The 20,351-nt window shown below is 39.4% G+C and carries 17 protein-coding genes; 9 read left to right on the top strand and 8 right to left on the bottom strand.

Annotation, left to right across the window (positions count from 1 at the left end):
- Positions 1 to 139 precede the first annotated feature (139 nt).
- A complete protein-coding gene (locus ACHWSC_RS04145; protein WP_394675873.1) occupies positions 140 to 3,025 on the top strand; it encodes a DEAD/DEAH box helicase in 2,886 nt (961 codons plus the stop codon).
- Between the two features lie 9 nt (positions 3,026 to 3,034).
- Here ACHWSC_RS04145 and ACHWSC_RS04140 read toward each other — a convergent pair whose 3' ends face one another.
- Positions 3,035 to 3,844 (bottom strand): AraC family transcriptional regulator, encoded by an 810-nt coding sequence (locus ACHWSC_RS04140; protein WP_394675872.1) that lies wholly within the window; start codon positions 3,842 to 3,844, stop codon positions 3,035 to 3,037.
- A gap of 253 nt (positions 3,845 to 4,097) precedes the next feature.
- On the opposite strand from ACHWSC_RS04140, the gene ACHWSC_RS04135 reads away from it, so the two are divergent.
- Both ACHWSC_RS04135 and ACHWSC_RS04130 read left to right on the top strand, forming a co-directional pair.
- Entirely contained in the window at positions 4,098 to 5,147 is a 1,050-nt protein-coding gene (locus ACHWSC_RS04135) for an HlyD family secretion protein (protein ID WP_394675871.1), read from the top strand.
- A gap of 6 nt (positions 5,148 to 5,153) precedes the next feature.
- A complete protein-coding gene (locus ACHWSC_RS04130) occupies positions 5,154 to 6,731 on the top strand; it encodes an MFS transporter (protein ID WP_394675870.1) in 1,578 nt (525 codons plus the stop codon).
- Positions 6,732 to 6,954: 223 nt separating this feature from the next.
- Here ACHWSC_RS04130 and gltX read toward each other — a convergent pair whose 3' ends face one another.
- Complete coding sequence (gltX, locus tag ACHWSC_RS04125) at positions 6,955 to 8,475, bottom strand: glutamate--tRNA ligase (protein ID WP_120335096.1); 1,521 nt, start codon at positions 8,473 to 8,475, stop codon at positions 6,955 to 6,957.
- A gap of 121 nt (positions 8,476 to 8,596) precedes the next feature.
- Here gltX and ACHWSC_RS04120 point away from each other — a divergent pair, with 121 nt between their 5' ends.
- The 5 genes from ACHWSC_RS04120 (at position 8,597) to ACHWSC_RS04100 (ending at position 13,422) form a co-directional block, all read left to right on the top strand.
- Positions 8,597 to 9,826, top strand: coding sequence for a HAMP domain-containing sensor histidine kinase (locus ACHWSC_RS04120; protein WP_075994471.1), 1,230 nt, complete (start codon positions 8,597 to 8,599; stop codon positions 9,824 to 9,826).
- On the top strand, positions 9,807 to 10,355 hold the full coding sequence (locus tag ACHWSC_RS04115; RefSeq protein ID WP_394675869.1) for a DinB family protein: 549 nt from the start codon (positions 9,807 to 9,809) through the stop codon (positions 10,353 to 10,355). The genes ACHWSC_RS04120 and ACHWSC_RS04115 overlap by 20 nt, the downstream gene beginning before the upstream one ends.
- Entirely contained in the window at positions 10,321 to 10,746 is a 426-nt protein-coding gene (locus tag ACHWSC_RS04110) for a hotdog fold thioesterase (RefSeq protein ID WP_046673622.1), read from the top strand. The genes ACHWSC_RS04115 and ACHWSC_RS04110 overlap by 35 nt, the downstream gene beginning before the upstream one ends.
- Positions 10,747 to 11,048: 302 nt before the next feature.
- Positions 11,049 to 12,341 (top strand): glucose/galactose MFS transporter, encoded by a 1,293-nt coding sequence (gene gluP / locus ACHWSC_RS04105; protein ID WP_394675868.1) that lies wholly within the window; start codon positions 11,049 to 11,051, stop codon positions 12,339 to 12,341.
- Between the two features lie 235 nt (positions 12,342 to 12,576).
- Positions 12,577 to 13,422 (top strand): DUF2911 domain-containing protein, encoded by an 846-nt coding sequence (locus ACHWSC_RS04100; protein WP_394675867.1) that lies wholly within the window; start codon positions 12,577 to 12,579, stop codon positions 13,420 to 13,422.
- 89 nt (positions 13,423 to 13,511) lie between these two features.
- On the opposite strand, the gene cdaA is transcribed toward ACHWSC_RS04100, so the two are convergent.
- Positions 13,512 to 14,306 carry a diadenylate cyclase CdaA gene (cdaA, locus tag ACHWSC_RS04095; protein WP_046672648.1) on the bottom strand — a complete coding sequence of 265 codons (795 nt, stop codon included), beginning with the start codon at positions 14,304 to 14,306 and terminating at the stop codon, positions 13,512 to 13,514.
- Positions 14,307 to 14,366: 60 nt separating this feature from the next.
- On the opposite strand from cdaA, the gene ACHWSC_RS04090 reads away from it, so the two are divergent.
- Positions 14,367 to 15,083 (top strand): pyridoxine 5'-phosphate synthase, encoded by a 717-nt coding sequence (locus tag ACHWSC_RS04090; protein WP_046672649.1) that lies wholly within the window; start codon positions 14,367 to 14,369, stop codon positions 15,081 to 15,083.
- A gap of 152 nt (positions 15,084 to 15,235) precedes the next feature.
- Here the strand turns inward: ACHWSC_RS04090 and lepB are convergent, their stop codons facing one another.
- The 5 genes from lepB to ACHWSC_RS04065 form a co-directional block, all read right to left on the bottom strand.
- The gene (gene lepB / locus ACHWSC_RS04085; RefSeq protein ID WP_120335099.1) at positions 15,236 to 16,804 is read right to left on the bottom strand and encodes a signal peptidase I; all 1,569 of its coding nucleotides are present in this window, start codon (positions 16,802 to 16,804) and stop codon (positions 15,236 to 15,238) included.
- A gap of 16 nt (positions 16,805 to 16,820) precedes the next feature.
- Complete coding sequence (dapB, locus tag ACHWSC_RS04080) at positions 16,821 to 17,564, bottom strand: 4-hydroxy-tetrahydrodipicolinate reductase (RefSeq protein WP_075994478.1); 744 nt, start codon at positions 17,562 to 17,564, stop codon at positions 16,821 to 16,823.
- A 186-nt stretch (positions 17,565 to 17,750) separates the two neighbouring features.
- A complete protein-coding gene (locus ACHWSC_RS04075; protein ID WP_394675866.1) occupies positions 17,751 to 18,473 on the bottom strand; it encodes a DUF5683 domain-containing protein in 723 nt (240 codons plus the stop codon).
- A gap of 1 nt (position 18,474) precedes the next feature.
- Positions 18,475 to 19,410: a ParB/RepB/Spo0J family partition protein gene (locus tag ACHWSC_RS04070; protein WP_394675865.1), complete on the bottom strand. Its 936-nt coding sequence runs from the start codon at positions 19,408 to 19,410 to the stop codon at positions 18,475 to 18,477.
- A gap of 1 nt (position 19,411) precedes the next feature.
- Positions 19,412 to 20,209, bottom strand: coding sequence for a ParA family protein (locus tag ACHWSC_RS04065; RefSeq protein WP_070561294.1), 798 nt, complete (start codon positions 20,207 to 20,209; stop codon positions 19,412 to 19,414).
- Positions 20,210 to 20,351 lie beyond the last annotated feature (142 nt).

Below are 20,351 nucleotides of genomic sequence, written 5' to 3'. Positions count from 1 at the left end.
CCTCATAATGAAGGTTAGTACGAGATCTTAACTAGCTATCCCTTAGAATCGATTTTTAAAATTTCAACGCGCAAATTGCGATTAATGGTATATTTTATTGTATATTAGAAACCTTTATTTATAAGGTCCGCTATTTTTAATGCAACAGTCAAAGTCATTTCCAGTATATAAAATCGTTTATTCTATATGTGAGCACCCCTATCTTGGCTATCTTATTGAGCCACACATGGTCAAACTCAATCCCAATGGGACTTACTCACTACGCTATCAACGTATATTTAGCAATACTGTAGATGCTTACGCCGCTGAATTGGATGAATTAGATTACAAACTAATTCGATTGCTCGATGAAATCGAACAAACTCACCTCATTAAAAAATACTACAAAAAAGCAATTAGACCTGTCGATTTCTTTTCCAAAGTTTTCGATAAAAAGCTACATGAACTTCTTCGTCCTAAAATTGATGAAAAAATGATCCAATTTTTTGAAGCTGTTGGAGACAAACCGCTTTTCATGATGAGCAAAGATGGTTATCCAGCAGATCAAGAAATTAAATTGGCAACCTCCGCTGCATCGATTCTATTTCATTTTCGACGAAACGAAGAAGAAACACGTTATTTTCCGACAATCAAATACGAAAATCAGCGTCTGGAGTTTATGTTCAAAAATGCCATTGTCTTGACCAATGTACAAGCATGGTTACTTCTAAACAATACCCTATATTATTTCGATCAGGCACTTGAAGGCAAGAAACTCAGTCCTTTCCTAAATAAACGTTACATTTCTGTCGGTAGAAGTACCGAAAAAAAATATTTCGAAACCTTTGTATGTGGACTGATTGAACGCTATCATGTCTATGCCGAAGGATTTGAAATTCAAACCCACCAACACCAAGCAATTCCACTCCTCCATTTGATTTATATTGAAGACGGGGCGTCGCAATTACAACTGCAGTTCAAGTACGGACCGCACACTTTTACCGCAGGAGCCGAGAATAAAGTTACTGTTCGTATGGAATATAATGAGAAAGATGATCAATATATATTCCACCGTGTAAAACGATCTTTGCAATGGGAAGAACAACAACATGAAAGCTTAAAAAAATTGGGCCTACAGGATGTCGACCTCCAACTCGGTTTATTAACGCCAACTACCCATACTGGGAAACGGCTTTCAGTATTTGACTGGATGAACAACCATCAAGAACAACTTGAGACTCTTGGATTCCACATTATACAAAATAGCGAAGAAAAACGCTTCTTCATAGGGCACACCTCCTTAGATATCTCCATTGATGAAGACAATGATTGGTTTGATATCAGCGCTATCGCAAAATTTGGCCCATATGAGATTCCATTTATCCAACTGCGCAATCATATTCTTAATAACATTAAGGAATTTACCTTACCGAATGGAGAAATTGCCATGATTCCGGAAGAATGGTTTGCAAAATACAATCATCTCTTCCAGTTTTCTGCAGATCGGCATGAACTCAAACTAAATAAGGTACATATTGGTCTACTCTTTGAAATTAGTGAGCATACACAGCTGGTATTTACACGAAAACTACAGAATCTAGCCAACTTTGAAGAGATTGCTGATATTCCCGAACCAAAACATTTCAAGGGAAATCTTCGCCCATACCAAAAAGCAGGATACAATTGGTTTAATTTTTTGAAGCAGTATAAATTCGGCGGCTGTCTTGCAGATGATATGGGTTTGGGGAAAACCATACAGACTTTAGCCCTATTGCAACAGCAGAAAGAACAACTCCAAGACGAACAGGATATCCGTACCTCACTTTTGGTTTTGCCAACATCATTGGTATACAACTGGCAGAAAGAAGCACAGCAATTTGCTCCACAGCTTAATATCCACCTTCATACCGGAAACAACCGCATTAAAGATGCTGCTCTTTTCGCCAAATATGATTTGGTCATTACCACCTACGGAATTGCCCGTATTGACGAAGAAACCTTGAGTGGCTTTTATTTTAATTACATTATTCTCGATGAGAGCCAGAATATCAAAAACCCAACTTCCAAATCGTTTAAAGCCATCAAGAGCCTAAAAAGCAAAAACAAATTGGCTTTGAGTGGAACTCCTGTAGAAAATTCCGTTTCGGATCTTTGGGCACAGATGCACTTCACCAATCCAGGACTACTAGGCAGCTATACTTATTTTCAAAAGGAATTTGTACAGCCAATAGAAAAGAAAAAAGATGAAGAAAAAGCACAGCGTCTTCAAGCGATTGTCAAACCATTTATATTAAGACGTACAAAAGATCAGGTGGCAACAGAATTACCGCCAAAAACTGAACAGATCCTTTATTGTGAAATGACTGAAAAACAATCCGAGTTGTACGAAAAAGTCAAATCTGAATATCGCAATGCAATTCTTGACGGACAATTGGACAGCAAGCCTAAATCTACGCAAATTGCGTTGTTGCAAGGCCTGACAAAGCTCCGACAATTAGCCAATCATCCCAGAATGGTGGATGAAAAATTCTCAGGTGATTCCGGCAAGTTTGAAGCTGTAATTGAAACGCTTGAGATGGTCATGCGAAGAGGCAATAAAGTACTGATTTTCTCCCAGTTCGTAAAACAGCTCAATATTTTCCGTCAGTATTTCGATCATAAAGGAACAAATTATGCCTACCTGGATGGTGGCACAAAGAATCGGGATGAAGCCGTCAGCCAATTCCGTAAAAACAACGATACCAAGTTATTCCTTATATCGATAAAAGCAGGCGGGGTGGGACTCAATCTCATTGAAGCTGACTATGTTTTTATTCTGGATCCGTGGTGGAACCCAGCTGTGGAACAACAGGCTGTAGACCGTTCACACCGCATCGGTCAAACGCGCAACGTGTTTATCTATAAATTCATCAGTAAAGATACCGTCGAAGAAAAGATATTAGCTTTACAGAATAAAAAGAAGTCGATTGCACAAAGCCTGATCACGACAGAAGAAAGCTTTATCAAGTCACTATCACAGGAAGATCTGCAGGAACTTTTGGCCTAAATAAAAATATTACTGTTTATATTCATTAATCTTCGCCATATATATCGATGGACGGATACCCGTTACACGTGTAAAAATATTGCTAAAAGAAGACAGTTCATTGTACCCTACGCGCATAGCTATTTCTAGAATGGAGTAGCTATTCTCAGACATCAGTTCCAGGGCTTTCGCAATTCGTATGGCTCTTAAAAAACGGATATAACTAATCCCCATATCTTCTTTGAAAAGTCGTGACAACGAGCGACTGCTCATACCAAAGCGTGCAGCAACCTGTTCAATGGTAAATGCTTGATCAATATTGCTATTCAGATATCTCGCTACGCTCCTCAGTTTTTCACTTTTAGGATAAGGATGCTGCATCGGAAAAGCATCTATTGGTGAACTCGTATCCGGAATAATCGCCATCATCGCACGCAAGAGACAGTATTTTGAATAATCAGCCGTTTTGCTAACCCCTCCGCTCCAATCCTGAGCAAATAAAAACATTTCACGCACCAGATCATTGCTTAGAAATATATTTGGCGTTGAAAGTACGGACGGCATATGCTGCTGCTCCTTGAAATAAAAACTATATAGCGGGATACGAGAGCTTGTGCTTTCCAAATGATAAGTTGTATTTGCCGGAATCCACATATAAAACCTTGCTGGCAAATACCAGTGCTTTGTTGTTGTAAACACATGAATAATACCACCGTCAGCATAGAGCAGCCGCGCCTTTTTATGTTTGTACTCACGAGAATCGATACGATCGACATACATATGGTCTACATAAAAATCATATTGGTCCGCATCAATAGCTGCAAGTTTTTCCTCTTCCATAACTTAAAATTACACTTTTTCTACTACATGGCGCAAATGAACATATATCCGTCCGACTATACAAAACAAAACGTTTCTATTCCACAGTATCTTTGTACAGCCATATGCTCATGCTCTCAGAGGAAGTTTGCTCGTAATCAAATAAAAAGGCTCAACTGTAAATTTAGATGATGCTAAAAGTACACAGTTAGCCTGTGTTGACACACTATAAACACATAAAGCAGACTATTAAAATTGCGCAATCAAAATAACAATGAATAAAGAAGATAAAAAAGACAAAACAAAAGGATTTAATAAAATGCTCGTCATATTTGCCAGCCTATTATTATTGACCGGTATTGGCGTCTTAGTCAGACACCTCATTTTTACCAATCAATATGTAACAACAAATGACGCACAAATTGATCAATACTTGACACCTATTGCCAGTAGGGTCTCTGGTTTTATCAAGGAGGTACGATTTGAGGAAAACCAATATGTACATCGGGGCGATACCTTATTAATTATAGATGCCAGTGAGTATCAAACAAAGGTTGATATGGCAAATGCCGAACTCCAAAGTAGCCAGAGCAATGTTGAGGTAATCAACAAAACAGCCAATGCAATAGCCAATAGCATTTCGGTTCAAAAGGCAAGATTAGAAGCTGCAAAAGTAAGTGTATGGCAGACCGAACAGGATTACAAGCGATTCAAGAATTTATTTGAAGCAGAGGCTGCGACCAAACAACAGTACGATAATGCCAAAGCAGCATATGATATAGCACTGGCACAACTGCACACTATAAACGAAGAGTATAATTCAGCTCAACTAAACACCAACAAAGAAAAAGCAAGCGAATTACCGGCAAGAGCCAATATCAATATCAAAAAGGCCGCAAAAACAAATGCACAGCTTTTTCTTTCATATACCGTAGTTACAGCACCTTATGATGGCTTCGTTGGAAAACGAACCATCCAAGCAGGACAATATATAAAGGAAGGTCAGACACTTGCCAATGTCATTAGTGAAGAGAAATGGATCAACGCTAACTTTAGGGAAACTCAACTCGAAAATCTTGCAGAAGGCACTATCGTTACTATACAGGTCGACGCTTTTCCCAAACTCAGTTTTAAAGGAAGAATCCACTCATTTTCTCCGGCATCAGGTTCCAAATTTGCCCTAATACCACAAGACAATGCAACCGGGAATTTCGTAAAGATTGAGCAACGGATTCCCATTAAAATTGTATTTGATCCAAAACAGGATCTCAAGAAATTACGCGCAGGTATGAATGTCGTTATCCATGCCGCCGATCAATCCTAATCGCCCATGAGTACAAACAAAACTTTATACTACAGCTGGGTGCCCGAATGGATAAAACTCCCGCTTATGATAGTAGCGATGTTCCCACACCTCATGCTAATGTCGCTCTTCCATTCCAATACAGCATTTACAGCTTCGGCTCTGGATATTGAAGCGGAGGATATTCAGTATTTTCTATCCTTGATGTATGGTGCCATTGTCGTTACCTTACTTATATTTCAACGGCTGTTTTCGTTTTTTAGGGTAAGGACATACATACTCTTGACCTGTAGCCTCTCCATCCTGATTCTACTCGGTATTTCACTTACAAGAGACCCTTTCCTTATTGGCATTCTCCGCGTGATCGAAGGTATTTTCTGTATACTGGAAGGTGCATGCTTTCTTCCACTGCTTATGATGCAGATTAAGCATACCAAAAGTCGAACGATCGCCTATTTTTTCTTATATACCTTTATGCTTACAGGATCAACTTTGACGACATCCTTGCTCAAAGAAAGCATAATGGACTATGGATGGCAAGATATGATCCATGTCGTGCTCTATTGGCATTTGATAGTGATTGCAATAGCCTTGCTGTTACTCAACAATAATCGCTTGGGTAAAAAGTTCCCACTCTATCAACTGGATCTGGCCAGCTGTCTATTTTTATTGATATCATTGAGCTGCGGGGCCTACGTTTTAATTTATGGTCGCAAATACTATTGGTTTGAATGCTCCAAGATCACCATCAACTTCGCACTTTTCCTTATTTTCGGAGCACTTTTCATCATTAAACAGCGGATGGTCAAAAGACCACTTTTTCATTTTGAGATCCTCAGATACAAAAATGTGATCTTTGGTGTTATACTGTTTTTTCTCTTTTATATTATTCGCAGCTGTCTCAATAATGTATACACAGTGATGGCTACCGTATGGAAGTGGCCCTGGCATTATATTGTTGATGTACAGTACATCAATGTCCTTGGTACAATACTGGGTGTTGGCAGTTCAGGCTTCTTACTCCTGCGCGATGTATCCCCTAAATATATCTTTGGTTTTGGCTTTTTGATATTGGCGACTTCATGTTTTTTATTTGTACCTACATTTTACCCTGATACCACCATCTGGGCAATCGGGCTTCCTTTGTTTATTCAAGGAATCGGACAAGGATGGCTTTTTACACCACTGGTTATTTATATTTTGACGGGTGTAGAATCCCATCATGCTGGCAATGCAGGCCTCATGGGCACAACCGTTCGGTTTTGGAGTACGAATGTCGGATTTGCACTTATTCAAAATGCCAGCTATACACTAAATCAAAAGCATTATATTCAACTCGAACAGACACTGAATACAAGCAACCCACTGACAATAAGCTATTGGAATACATTAATGGACAAATATACCGGAATATATGGAGATCAAATAGCAGGTCGTATTGCAAGCAAAAGTATTTCGGGAACCCTAAGTCAGCAAGCATCACTAATCAGTAACATGGAGATATTTACTTATCTGGGAATCCTGGGAATGCTGGTAACAGGGCTAATATTTTTATTCGGCCCAGCCAAAACACTTTTCATGCGCCTAAGAATTCCATACTTGTAAATGAGGCAGCTAAATCTCCTATATACAACTTTCATTGCTTTCGCAAGCAGCAACAGCAATGAAAGCGAACCGAAGATTCTTTCTGCCTAATAAACCAAGTATCACGAGCTCATTGATGCCTTAATAAAAACAACACGAATCAATTAAACAAGTTCTTTCAAAAAAAGGGCTGTTTGCAAATCAATGCAGACAACCCCTCTTTGGTATCTCGTACTTAATCTATTTAAGCATCAAATTCTTTAAGTGCTTTTTTCACACGTGCTATGACCTCGTTTTTGCCGAGCAATTCAACAATCTGAAACACATCTGGTCCAAATTTACCGCCTACCAACATAATCCGGAATGGCATCATCAGCTCGCCCATTTTCATTCCCGACACCTGAATCGCATCTTTGAAGAAAGGCTCCAATTCAGCAGCTTTCCACGTATCAAATCCTTCGAATGACTGGTTTATACCCTCAAAAAATGCTGTTTTTTCAGCAGACCACTTAGGCTTCACAGCATTCAAATCATATTCCGCAGGTTGCAAAAAGAAGAAAGACGCCTGACTCCAAAAGTCCTCAACAAAAGTTAAACGCTCTTTCACAGCATCCAATACCCTGCTCACGTAAGCTTCATCGGCATCTACTTGATGATGTTCCAATACTGTTTTGATCTTTGGCAACAAGGATTCTGTCGACGTGCGTTTAATCCATTCATGGTTGAACCATTTTGCTTTTTCAAAATCAAATTTCGCACCGGCTTTACTGATACGGTCAACACCAAATTTCTGAATCAATTCATCTAAGGAGAAAAGTTCCTGTTCAGTACCATCATTCCAACCTAACACGCCGAGCATATTGACAAAAGCCTCGGGTAAGAAGCCCATCTCACGGAATCCTTTTGTTGTATCGCCAGATTTAGCATCGGTCCAGTTCATAGCATAAACAGGGAATCCCAAACGATCACCGTCACGCTTGCTTAGTTTACCGTTTCCATCTGGCTTAAGGATCAATGGAAGGTGCGCCCAGCCTGGCATGCTATCCCCCCAACCGAGGTATTCCCACAATAAGATGTGGATAGGTGCCGAAGGCAACCACTCTTCACCACGGAATACATGCGATATTTCCATGGCCTTATCATCTACAACAACAGCGAGGTGATAAGTCGGCATGCCATCTGCCTTAAGCAATACCTTATCATCGACAAGATTTGTATCAAAAGCAACCTTTCCACGGATCATATCAGTGAATGATACCGTTTCATCTGTTGGAATCTTTATACGGATGGTGTGCGGAGTGCCCGCATCCAATAATTGGTGAGTTTCAGCCTCAGACAAACTCAATGAATTACGTAATTGAAGTCTGTTCTCGTGGCTATATCGAAAATTAGGCTGCAACTTACGCTGCTCATCCAGCTCCTCTGCTGTGTCAAAAGCATAGTAAGCATAACCATTCTCAATCAGCTGTTCAGCATATTTCCGGTAAGATGGTTTTCGCTCACTTTGACGGTAAGGTCCGTACTCGCCTCCTTTTAATGGGCTTTCATCTGGAGTCAAACCACACCATGCTAAGCATTCGTTGATATATTCCTCAGCACCTGGGACAAATCGAGTTTGGTCCGTATCCTCGACACGTAAAATAAAATCTCCCTGATGCTGACGCGCATAGAGAAAATTAAACAAAGCTGTACGTACCCCACCAAGGTGAAGACCACCTGTCGGGCTTGGTGCAAAACGCACTCTTACTTTTCTTTCTGAACTCATGTCGCAAAATTACCACAAAATTTTTGATTTGGGCGGCACGATAACTTCTTCAATGAAATAAAAGTGCAGAAAACAGACATTTATTCAGTAATTTGCAAATGAAGGACACGAATACGGAATCATGAAACCCTATCAGATTAGCCAGCAACGCTGGAAATTTATCTTGCTTATCTTTGCAGCAGTCATTGCTGTCGCTTCCCTGGTTTATACCAATTACCTCGTTCGAAATCTTGCGCATGCCGAACGTTCGAAGGCTGAGGTATGGGCTATGAGTACCAAAAATATCATGACCATGCCCGACGTTGATGATGAATTCATTACATTTATTTACGCCGTAAGAGACAGTCTAAATTTACCTGCAATTATTACTGACGACAAAGAAGACATCATTTTCTGGCGTAACCTCGATTCCACAAAGACAAATATTAAACCCGGACACAACGACAGTGTTACAAAACATCTCGATTATGATCCCGTTTATTTTCAAAAACAGCTTGCGTTTATGAAGAAAAGCCATCCGCCTATTACGTTGGAATTGGAAAATGGACAAAAATGGCATGTGTATTATAAAGATTCATGGTTTTTGCAACAGTTAAGGGTGTTTCCTTATGTACAACTATCACTGATTGCCCTCTTTCTCATTATTGCTTATACCGTTTTCAATTCTATCCGGAAATCTGAACAAAATCTCGTTTGGGTAGGGCTAACAAAAGAAGCCGCACATCAATTGGGTACCCCTATTTCATCGTTGATGGGTTGGTTAGAATTGATTCGCATAAAATTTGATGCCGAAGAAGATGACACCCTAAATGAAATGGAAAATGACATTAAACGACTTGAAATCGTCGCCGACCGCTTTTCAAAAATAGGATCTACTCCCGTGCTGACTAACCATAACCTGTATGATGTCATCAAAAATTACATGGATTATTTTCGCATACGAACCAGTAATAAAATTGCTTTCGAATTAAAAGGTGACACACATCTTGAAGCACAGCTTAATATTCCACTCTTTGATTGGATTATCGAAAATTTATTGAAAAACGGAGTAAATGCCATTGGCACAGAAGGAAAGATAACTGTTAATATTTCAGAAAATATTGCGAAAGAAGAAATTTTTATAGACATTAGTGATACGGGCAAAGGAATTCCGAGATCTAATTTTGAATCTGTTTTCCAGCCGGGTTTCACAACACGGAAAAGAGGTTGGGGGCTTGGCCTTAGTCTGACAAAAAGAATGGTGCGGTATCACCAGGGGCAAATTTTTGTAAAAGAATCTGAAGTAGGTAAAGGAACAACATTTCGAATAATCTTAAAAAGCAACTTAAAATATGAAGCCACTCAAATCTGACGAATATCCAGCGGTCTACGCGCCTTATATTGAGACTGTCGTCGATAATGTGTTCGATGCACTAGAAGAACAAACGCTCTCCTTTCCAGCATTTCTGGACACGATACCAGAGGAAAGAGGTAATTTTAAATACGCCGAAGATAAGTGGACAATCAAGGAAGTTGTTGGCCACGTTATCGATAATGAGCGTATCATGGCTTATCGGGCATTGCGTTTTTCACGTAATGACCTTAAAGAGCTCGCTGGATACGACCAAGACTACTTCATTCAGCATTCCCGTTACAACGATCGCACTTTAGAAAGCCTGAGTAAAGAATTTACTTTTCTTCGCAAAGCGAACATGATGCTTTTCAATAGTTTTAATGAGGTTGAATTGGAACGTAAAGGGATGGCATCTGAACGGCTAACAAGTGTAAAAGCACTCTTGTATGTCATTGCTGGCCACCTCAATCATCATCGCATCATTATCCAAGAACGTTATTTAAACTCCGACGATGTCAAAAATTTGGTTTCAGCATTACAGCATTGAGGAAATAAACGTATTTTTCAACAAATACCTATCGGGTCTGCTCGAGATTCAAGCGACAGAAATTGATGACAACTCCATCACGGCGACCATGCCGGTGACAGATAAAGTCAAACAACCACATGGTATTTTACATGGCGGCGCTTCTGTCGTTCTGGCGGAGTCTTTGGGAAGTATAGCATCTAATCTCGTGGTTGATCCAGAAAAATACCGCGGAGTTGGACTTGAAGTAAATGCCAATCATATACGCCCGGTAAGTAGCGGCGTAATAACAGCAAAATGTAGCCCAATACACATTGGTCGATCCACACATATTTGGGAAATAAAAATGTACGATCGCTTCAACAAATTAAATTGTATCTCAAGGCTTACAGTAGCTATCGTTCCAAAATAACGATAACTATACGACTCTTGCTAACTCGATTTACCAAAACGTTCCAATTACAATTCGACAATATTTATAAGCAAAGAAGGATAAATTTCACAATTTATCCTTCTTTTTTTTGTCAATTAATTATCAAAATCCCCCAAAAATATGCCTTTATTTATTTCCAATATTCAAGAAATTTAAGTAGTCTTGTAGGATGGATACTTTAAAAATCAGTAATTATGAAGCGCAATCGTTTGTTCATTCCTTATTCCTACTGATTTACCAATCCTCGAACGATAACTTAACTAAATATAATAAAACAAAACATGACCACTAATCCTAACGTTGGTAAAACAGCTTTTCGCCCTATGGCCATCTGCTGTGGTTTATTTTTTATCCTCGGTTTTATTACCTGGGCAAACGGAACCTTAATTCCATTCTTAAAAATTGCTTGTAACCTCGAAACAGATTTGCAAGCTTTCTTCGTAACCTTTGCTTCCTATATTGCTTATTTTTTCCTAGCACTTCCAAGCTCAGTCATCATTAAAAAAATTGGTTTCCAAAATGGTTTAGTTGTCAGTCTTATTATATTAGGTTTAGGATCTTTGATCTTCATTCCTGCGGCAGATAATAGAAGCTACGGCCTATTTTTAACGGGAATCTTCATCCAAGGTTCAGGAATGGCATTATTACAAACAGCCGTTAACCCTTACTTAAGTATTATTGGTCCCATTGATAGCGCTGCACAACGTATTTCAATAGCTGGATTTTTCAATAAATCGGCTGGTATCATTGTACCGATCCTTTTTGGAACACTCTTTTTAAAAGATGCTCAAAAGGTAACAGCAAAATTAGAAGCAACAACGGATCTTGTCCAAAAGAATGCGATCTTAGATGATCTTCTTCAACGCGTACACACTCCATACATCTCGCTAGCAATTATATTCGTTGCCTTCGCAATATTCTTAAAGTTCACACACCTGCCTGAGGTCGATATGGATGCAGAAGAAGAAACCAGCGTAGAAAGCGGAACTGTTGCGGCAAAGAAAACATCGATATTTCAATATCCACATCTGTTCTTGGGAGCTTTGGCAATTTTCTTCTGTGTAGCTGTCGAAGTTATGGCGGGAGATATCATTGGCGTCTATGCACGCGAACTGAAAGTTGATCCCTTCTTTACGACTTATGCAACAGCATTTACACTATCTTGCATGTTGATAGGTTATATTATCGGTATTATCTCTATTCCAAGATTTGTATCACAACAAATGGCCCTACGCATTTGCACAATCATTGGCATCACATTCACCATTATTTCTGTTTTCACAACTGGCACAACATCATTTATATTTGTTGCCTTGTTAGGAATCGCTAACTCCCTCATGTGGCCAGCGATCTTCCCACTAGGAATTAAAGGTCTGGGAAAATTCACAAAAACAGGATCAGCAATCATGATTATGGGTATTGCAGGTGGTGCTATATGGCCTTTGATCTACGGGCTGTTAAAAGATCATTTGCATATCGATTTTCAACATGCATTCTTATATGCAATGATTCCGGGCTATCTATACATTATGTTTTTCTCTATAGTAGGCCATAAAGTTGGCAAAACGAATTAATGTAAATCCATCTTATATTTTAGGAAAAAAGGGCATCTAAAAAATAGATGCCCTTTTTTCTTAAAATTCTTCCTATTTTTAGGAGATAGATGCTGTAAGAGCCATTAAATATTACAGCCATGCTATAATCAGATTTTCTGTTTTTCAACAGGAGAAATAGAAGTTATGATCAAATGCATATCAAGAGCATATTGAACCACAGGATTAAGCACACAACAAACAAACAATGATACAGATGAAAAAGAATCTTTTTGCAATTGCCATTGCCGCAACAATGATGTTTACGGTCAACGAATCTTTTGCTCAGCTAAAGCTACCTGCAGCAAGTAGCTCACAGACAGTTACACAAGGTTTAGGTATTGAAAACGTAACCCTTAATTACAGCAGACCTAGCATGAACGGTCGTAAGATTTTTGGTGATCTTGTTCCTTACAACGAGGTATGGCGCACAGGAGCAAATACAAATACCACATTAACTTTTGAAGGTGATGTTGAGCTGAATGGACACAAGCTTTCCGCCGGAACCTATGCTCTTTTCACGATCCCCAACAAATCGGAATGGACAATCATCATCAGTAAAAACACAAAACAATGGGGCGCCTATACCTATAAACAAAGTGAAGATGCTTTGCGCTTCAATGTGAAACCTCATACCCTGGCAAATCCAGTAGAAACTTTCAGCATTTCTTTCGACAATGTTACACCTACAGGTGCTGTATTGAGTTTGGCTTGGGAAAAAACGTCAGTAAAGGTTGATCTCAAAGTCAATCAACAGGCTAAAATATTAGCTTCTATCGACGAGGCTATGAAGGACGAGAAAAAACCTTATTTTGCCGCAGCCCAATATTACTTCAGTAATAACTTAGATCTAAATAAAGCGCTAAACTGGTATGACGAAGCAGCCAAAGCTCAACCCAAAGCTGCTCACGTTCTTTATTGGAAAGCAAAAGCTCAATTAAAAGCTGGAGATAAAAAAGGAGCAATAGAAACTGCAACAAAAGGTATTGAAGTCGCCACAGCAGATAAAAATAGTGAATACATCAAATTGAACACACAAGTTATCAATGCTGCAAAGAAATAGGTATTTATAGCTAAAAAATGCCCCCAGAAAGTATCTCACTTTTTGGGGGCATTGCATTTAAAGCCTTTTTTATAACTCAGCTTTTAGTTTTATAGCTCGTCTTTTAGCAATTGCTCAAGTTCTTCTGGTGAAACGTTCATATTGACATTTCCGTCTTTCGCAAAAGAGATCTCACCGGTCTCTTCAGAGACAATAACAGCAATCGCATCCGAGATTTCCGTCACCCCAATAGCAGCGCGATGGCGTAGTCCAAATTGCAGCGGCAAATCCTCACTATCCGACAATGGTAGCACACAAGATGCTGTCATAATCTTAAAATCAACAATAACGACTGCACCATCATGCAAAGGACTATTTTTATGAAAGATACTTTCAATCAGGCGCTTCGAAATATGGGCATCGATATACTCACCACTGCTCTGATAATACTCCTCATCAAAATATTTTGAAAAAACCAATAAAGCACCCGTCCGTGTACGCGACATGCTTCTACAGGCTTCAATAACCGGTTTTAAGTCTTCCGTCAAATCCTTTTGTATAGCTTTCTTATTCCCGATAAATGACCAAAAAACTTTTTTCCGTTTCATGGATATGTTCTTCCCAACGTGTAGTAAGAACCGCCTGATTTCCTGTTGGAACACGACAATCAATGCAATGGATCCCACAGATATAAAACCGCCGAATATCTCGGTCAGCAAGCGCATATGCATCTGCTTAACGACTATATAAACACCATAAAACAGTGCTACACCAATCAGGATATTAACAGCAATGGTCCCTCTAATCAGACTATAGATATAGTAGATAATAATCGCTACCAATATGATATCAATAACGTCCAATAGGCGAAAGCCGCTAAACAGGCTATAGTCGATTCCATCCATATATGCAAGTTAAAAAAAAATAGATATTATTTGTATTTTTACAACATAACATACAGGAAAATGACTAGACTTTCAGTAAATATCAATAAAATCGCAACGCTCAGAAATTCCAGAGGTGGCAATAATCCTAATCTAGTATCTGCAGCATTAGCCTGTGAACGTTTTGGAGCACAGGGTATCACTGTCCACCCAAGACCTGATGAAAGACATATTCGCTATCAGGATGTCTTTGACTTAAAAGCAGAAATCCAGACCGAACTCAATATTGAAGGAAATTGCCAGGAACAGAAATTTATTGACCTTGTATTGGCCAATAAACCAGCACAAGTAACCTTAGTGCCAGATACCGAAGGACAATTGACCTCGAATCATGGCTGGGATACCATTAAGAACAAAGCCTACCTACAAGATATGTGCAAATTGTTCAAAGATGCAGGTATACGCGTTTCTATTTTTGTTGATCCGGTTGAAGAAATGGTAGAGGCTGCGGCAGAAACAGGAACAGATCGCATTGAACTTTACACAGAAGGTTTTGCCACGGAATATGGCTTTGACAAGGAACTCGCTATAAAACCGTATTTCAAAGCTGCATTAAAAGCACGTGAAGTCGGTTTAGGTCTAAATGCGGGCCATGACTTAGATCTCAACAATTTGCAATATTTCAACCAACATATCCCTGAACTCCTGGAAGTAAGTATTGGCCATGCCCTCATCTCTGATGCACTATACCTAGGATTAGAAGAAACAATCAAACGTTATCTGGCTTGTTTGAAGTAATAGCATATTCGGCGAAGAGCGCTAACTTTATAAATGAGCTTCTTGAGATCTACCGAATTGCACAAAAATGCATCAATAGAAAAGGGCTTTCTTAAACGAAAGCCCTTTGTATTACCCTCAAAATAGCAGAACTATTGCTGAACTTGCAATTATTAATGAATTCCTTTAAAGATACGGTTCCAGCGAATTTTCGAAAGTCCTGTACCAATGTCATCCCAGCTCATCCAAGTAAATAAAGCCTTTCCGACAACATGATCTTCGGGAACAAACCCCCAGCCCCTTGAATCCAGGGAATTATGGCGATTATCACCCATCATCCAAAAGTAATCCATTTTAAACGTATAATGGTCTGCTTTCACATCATTGATATAGATCCCATCCGAACGTTTTTCTAACTTGTTATTCTCGTAAACACGGATAGCTCTTTCATAAATGGGCAGAGTCTGTGCATTTAATGCCACTGTCCATCCTTTCTTCGGGATTAAAATCGGTCCAAAATTGTCAAAATTCCATTTGTATTGTGGATCATACGGATAAGCTCCTTCTCCAACAGGATTCCTTCTGATTTCTTTGACATTCGACCAAGATTTTACAATGGCTAGTTCATCTTTTGTCATAAACAACTGATAAACACCAGGCTGCTGATCGCCACCGACCGCTTCTATTCTCAACTCCCGTAACCTATCCATATTTAATGGGGTACCATCCGTTAATACGAGATAGTCTAATTGGCTTTCTGGAGGATCAAATCCCGGTTGATCGTTCACAAAGAGTTTAGCATCTTTCATGAAAATCTTATCGCCAGGCAATCCAACACAGCGTTTAATATAGTTCTCCCTCTTATCGATAGGTCTTGCCTGAATTGTAAACTGAGAATTGACAGTCTGCCAGCCATATGCGCGAACAAGATCATAATAACTTGCATTTTGGTTTTCAAGCGCGACAGTGTCACCTGCAGGAAAATTGAAAACAACGACATCATTACGTTCAATTTTTTGAAATCCTGGCAAACGTTTATAAGGAAGCTCAATCAATTCAGAATACGCTTTTCCGCCAGTGATAGGCATCGTATGATGCGCAAAAGGAAACGCAATCGGCGTGTTAGGAACACGGGGGCCATAATTTAACTTGCTTACAAATAAGAAATCCCCGATCAACAAGGTACGCTCCATAGATCCTGTTGGAATCATATAAGCTTCGATCAGGAATCCACGAATAAGCGATGCCGCCACGGTTGCAAATACAATGGCATCTGCCCATTCGCGTACCATCGATTTCTTGTACGGATATTTAATTTTATATTCTTTATAAGATTCAAGTGCAATTTCGGCACGCTTCTCTTCAGTCAATTCAAGACCCTCTTGGCTTGCAGCCTTTAAGTTCTTAGCATATAAGCCATTCAAAAAACGTACGTTATTGTCCTTTGCCCACATTGGCAGAACAATAAAAGGTACTAAAACTGCAGCAGCATTCTCCCAAAAACGGCGTTTTCCAAAACAATGGATAAAGTCAAGGTAAAGATTATAGAAAACAAAGACATTGACAATCGGTACGAGCAATAAAACTACCCACCATGTCGGTCTTCCTGTCAATTTCGCCTGAATATACTGGCTATAAAAAGGTACGATTGCTTCCCAGCCATTTCTGCCAGCTTTAACAAACAATTGCCACAGTCCATATCCCGATATTGCTGTTAAAACCGCAAATATAATTAAGCCCATAATCTACTTATTAATACTATTTATTAAAATCAAAAATTTCAGTAACCTGATAGAAACCTTTTTTGCCATTCAACCATTCAGCAGCAACTACAGCTCCTAAGGCAAATCCATCACGGCTATGTGCGGTATGCTTAAACTCTATTTGGTCGACCTCAGAACTATAAAGTACCGTATGTGTTCCCGGAACCTCTTCGATACGATGACTTTCAATTAAAAGCTCCTGTGGTTTTGGAATAATTTCATCCTGATCACCAATAACCGTATTCACCCAGTTGGTTTTCACATCGCTATTATCCAATATCCCCTCAGCAATCGTAATTGCTGTACCACTTGGTGCGTCCAGTTTGTGAATGTGATGTATCTCCTCTACCTGAACATCATATTGTTTGTACGGCTGTAAGGCCTTCGCCAACATTCTATTGATATGGAAGAATACATTCACTCCGATGGAAAAGTTCGATCCATACAAAATGGAACCATCAGCCTCCAAACACTTCGCCTTAACTTCTTCCAGTTGATCATACCAACCGGTTGTTCCGACGACAATAGGTACACCTGCCTCAAGGCAAAGATTCATATTATCCAGTGCCGCGAAAGGTACACTAAAGTCTATTGCGACATCAGCCCCTTTGATATCATCAGCAGTCAGGTTAGGACGATTATGTTCATCGACAACTAAAAAAATTTGATGGCCTCTTTTCAGCGCATATCTTTCGATAATCTGCCCCATTTTGCCATACCCCAAGAGAATGATGTTCATATATTTAGAAAAAAAAGTATAGTTTATTTTTAAAATTAAAAAATTCCAATGAAATACCCATGTTTAAAAACCACAAACATCAATCTGAACTAGCAGTGTATATGCAATAGTTCACTAAAAGACAAATTGGACAAACCCTGATCAACAATCATTTCCAATGGAAATATCACCTTAGGAATACGGGAGTTAATTGAACTTCATGGTCAATTTAAGTCCTACAGTAGGTTTAAATGAATAAGTTCCCGACGCGAGACTCGCATCCATTAAAGTAGGTCCAATTAAGAAAGCAGTCTTTTTGGGTTTATCGTCGCCAATACTCCAGCGATATTTAAGCATCGAGTCAATATAAGCCTCTGCGACATTCAGGCCATAAACACCTAACGTAAGCAGCACCATGAGGTCTCGATTTCGCCGCGCATTATCTTTTGCTCGGATGATAGATTGCTCTGAGATTCCGATGTAATATGGATCAATTGGCTTACCAAGAGCTTTGTCTTGTAATACCCCCAGTAGTTCCTTATAATAACGGTTATTAAAATCAAAAACTAGTACGGTTGTTATTAAGCCACCATAGATTGCAGGCACTTTTATCCACCAAACGCCACCATTGGTGTACTGTCCCCAGCCTGGAAGGACCAAAGAACGTTTCCAAGCCTGTTTATTTTTTGCTTCAATAGCCAAGCGTGTCGAATCCTTGAATACAACCTTCTCTTTCGCCTTAGCCTCCTCCTTCTCCCGGTTTTTACGTTCCTTCCGAGATTCTTTCTTTACGGTATCCTGTACCGATTTTTGCTTTATGCTATCTATTTTGACGGGTGCTATTTGTTTCTTAGGAATTGTATCCACAGTCTGTCCATGTACCACCGACAGTGCAAACATCGCAAATATCAAGCTTATTAACTTGGCCATATTACCAATCTAACAATTCAAGAATGCGACTTAAATCATCTTCCGATTCAAAAGGGATCTCAATCGCTCCTTTTCCTTTTGTGCTCTTCAGATTCAATTTGACGCGAGAAGAAAACTTCGATGCCAGATCATCTTCAATTTTCTGCAATTGAAAGGACATCGGAGCTTTATCTTTCCCGGCTTTTTTCTTACCGCCTTTTTGTAACTCACGAACCAACTCCTCCGCCTTACGAACGGATAAACCTTGATCAATAATCAACTTAAAGATATAAAGCTGTTTATCAACCTCAGGAATATTAATCAAGGCACGAGCATGTCCCATAGTCAATGCTCCATCACGTATTGCCGCCTGAATGACGGGTGGGAGTTTTAATAAACGGAGATAATTTGTAACAGTAGAACGGTTTTTACTGACTCGCTCCCCCAATTCTTCCTGTTTTAGATTACATTCCTCAATCATGCGCTGAAAGCTCAAGGCTACTTCAATCGCATTTAGATTCTCCCGCTGAATATTCTCAATCAGGGCCATTTCCAGCATCTGCTGGTCGTTGGCGGTACGGATATACGCTGGGATTTCGGTGATGCCGGCCAAGCGTGAAGCGCGGAGACGTCGTTCCCCCGAAATCAACTGATAATTACCATCCGAAATTTTACGTACGGTAATCGGCTGAATTAATCCTTGTAAAATAATTGATTCCGATAACTCCTGTAAGGCAACCGGATCAAATTCTGTACGCGGCTGAAAAGGGTTGACAGCTATTTCTTCTACACGAACATGGCTGATACTACCATTCTCTTTTGTTGTTTTTACAGCAGTTGATGTAACTAGAGGAGCCTCTTCCACTTGCTGATTACTTTTAGCAGGAACTTCTACACTATCGTTTAATAGCGCACCTAAACCTCTTCCCAGTCCTGTTTTACGCTGATGTGCTGCCATATTATGCGGTTACTGTTTTATTCATTTCATTAAGATGCCCGTTTTTCTGTAAAATCTCGCGTGCCAAATTCAAATAATTGATTGCCCCTTTGCAGGACGCATCATGCATGATTACAGAAATTCCAAAGCTTGGAGCTTCGCTCAAACGGGTATTCCGCTGAATAATTGTATCAAAAACTAAATCTGTAAAATGTGTTTTCACTTCTTCGACCACCTGATTTGATAGCCTCAAACGAACATCATACATCGTCAACAAAATCCCTTCGATCTCCAAACTTGTATTTAAACGGTTTTGAACTATTTTAATTGTGTTCAATAACTTACCAAGCCCTTCCAAGGCGAAGTATTCACACTGTACCGGAATGATAACGGAGTCCGAAGCAGACAATGCATTGATTGTAATTAAGCCTAAGGAAGGCGAACAGTCGATGATAATAAAATCATAATCCTGTTTTACCTGATCCAAGATTTTTTTCATCTTGTACTCCCTTTCGTGCATATTGATCATCTCAATTTCCGCCCCAACCAAATCGATATGAGCCGGCAACAGATCCAAATTTGGCGTTTCTGTTGATTGGATAGCCTCACGAGGATCCAGATCATTCACCAAACACTCATATACACTAGCACTGATTGTACGAGGGTCAAAGCCAATCCCAGAAGTAGAGTTTGCTTGAGGATCCGCATCGACCAACAATGTTTTATATTCTAAAACCGCCAAACTAGCCGCCAAATTAATTGACGTTGTGGTTTTTCCGACCCCACCCTTTTGATTTGCGATTGCAATTACTTTTCCCATCTTGAATGAAAACCTTTCTTAATTAAAATGTCATTTTATTCCACATTTCACTTTTTTGAAGATCAATTTGCCAAAATTTTTATCTGCAATTCAAATTAGCAAAACAAATTCAGCATATTTTGTACTTTTGATTGATCGAAAG

Source organism: uncultured Sphingobacterium sp., from assembly GCF_964277905.1.
Taxonomy (GTDB): domain Bacteria; phylum Bacteroidota; class Bacteroidia; order Sphingobacteriales; family Sphingobacteriaceae; genus Sphingobacterium; species Sphingobacterium siyangense.
The sequence above is the reverse complement of the archived record's forward strand: the minus strand, read 5'-3'. Positions and strand labels throughout refer to the sequence as shown.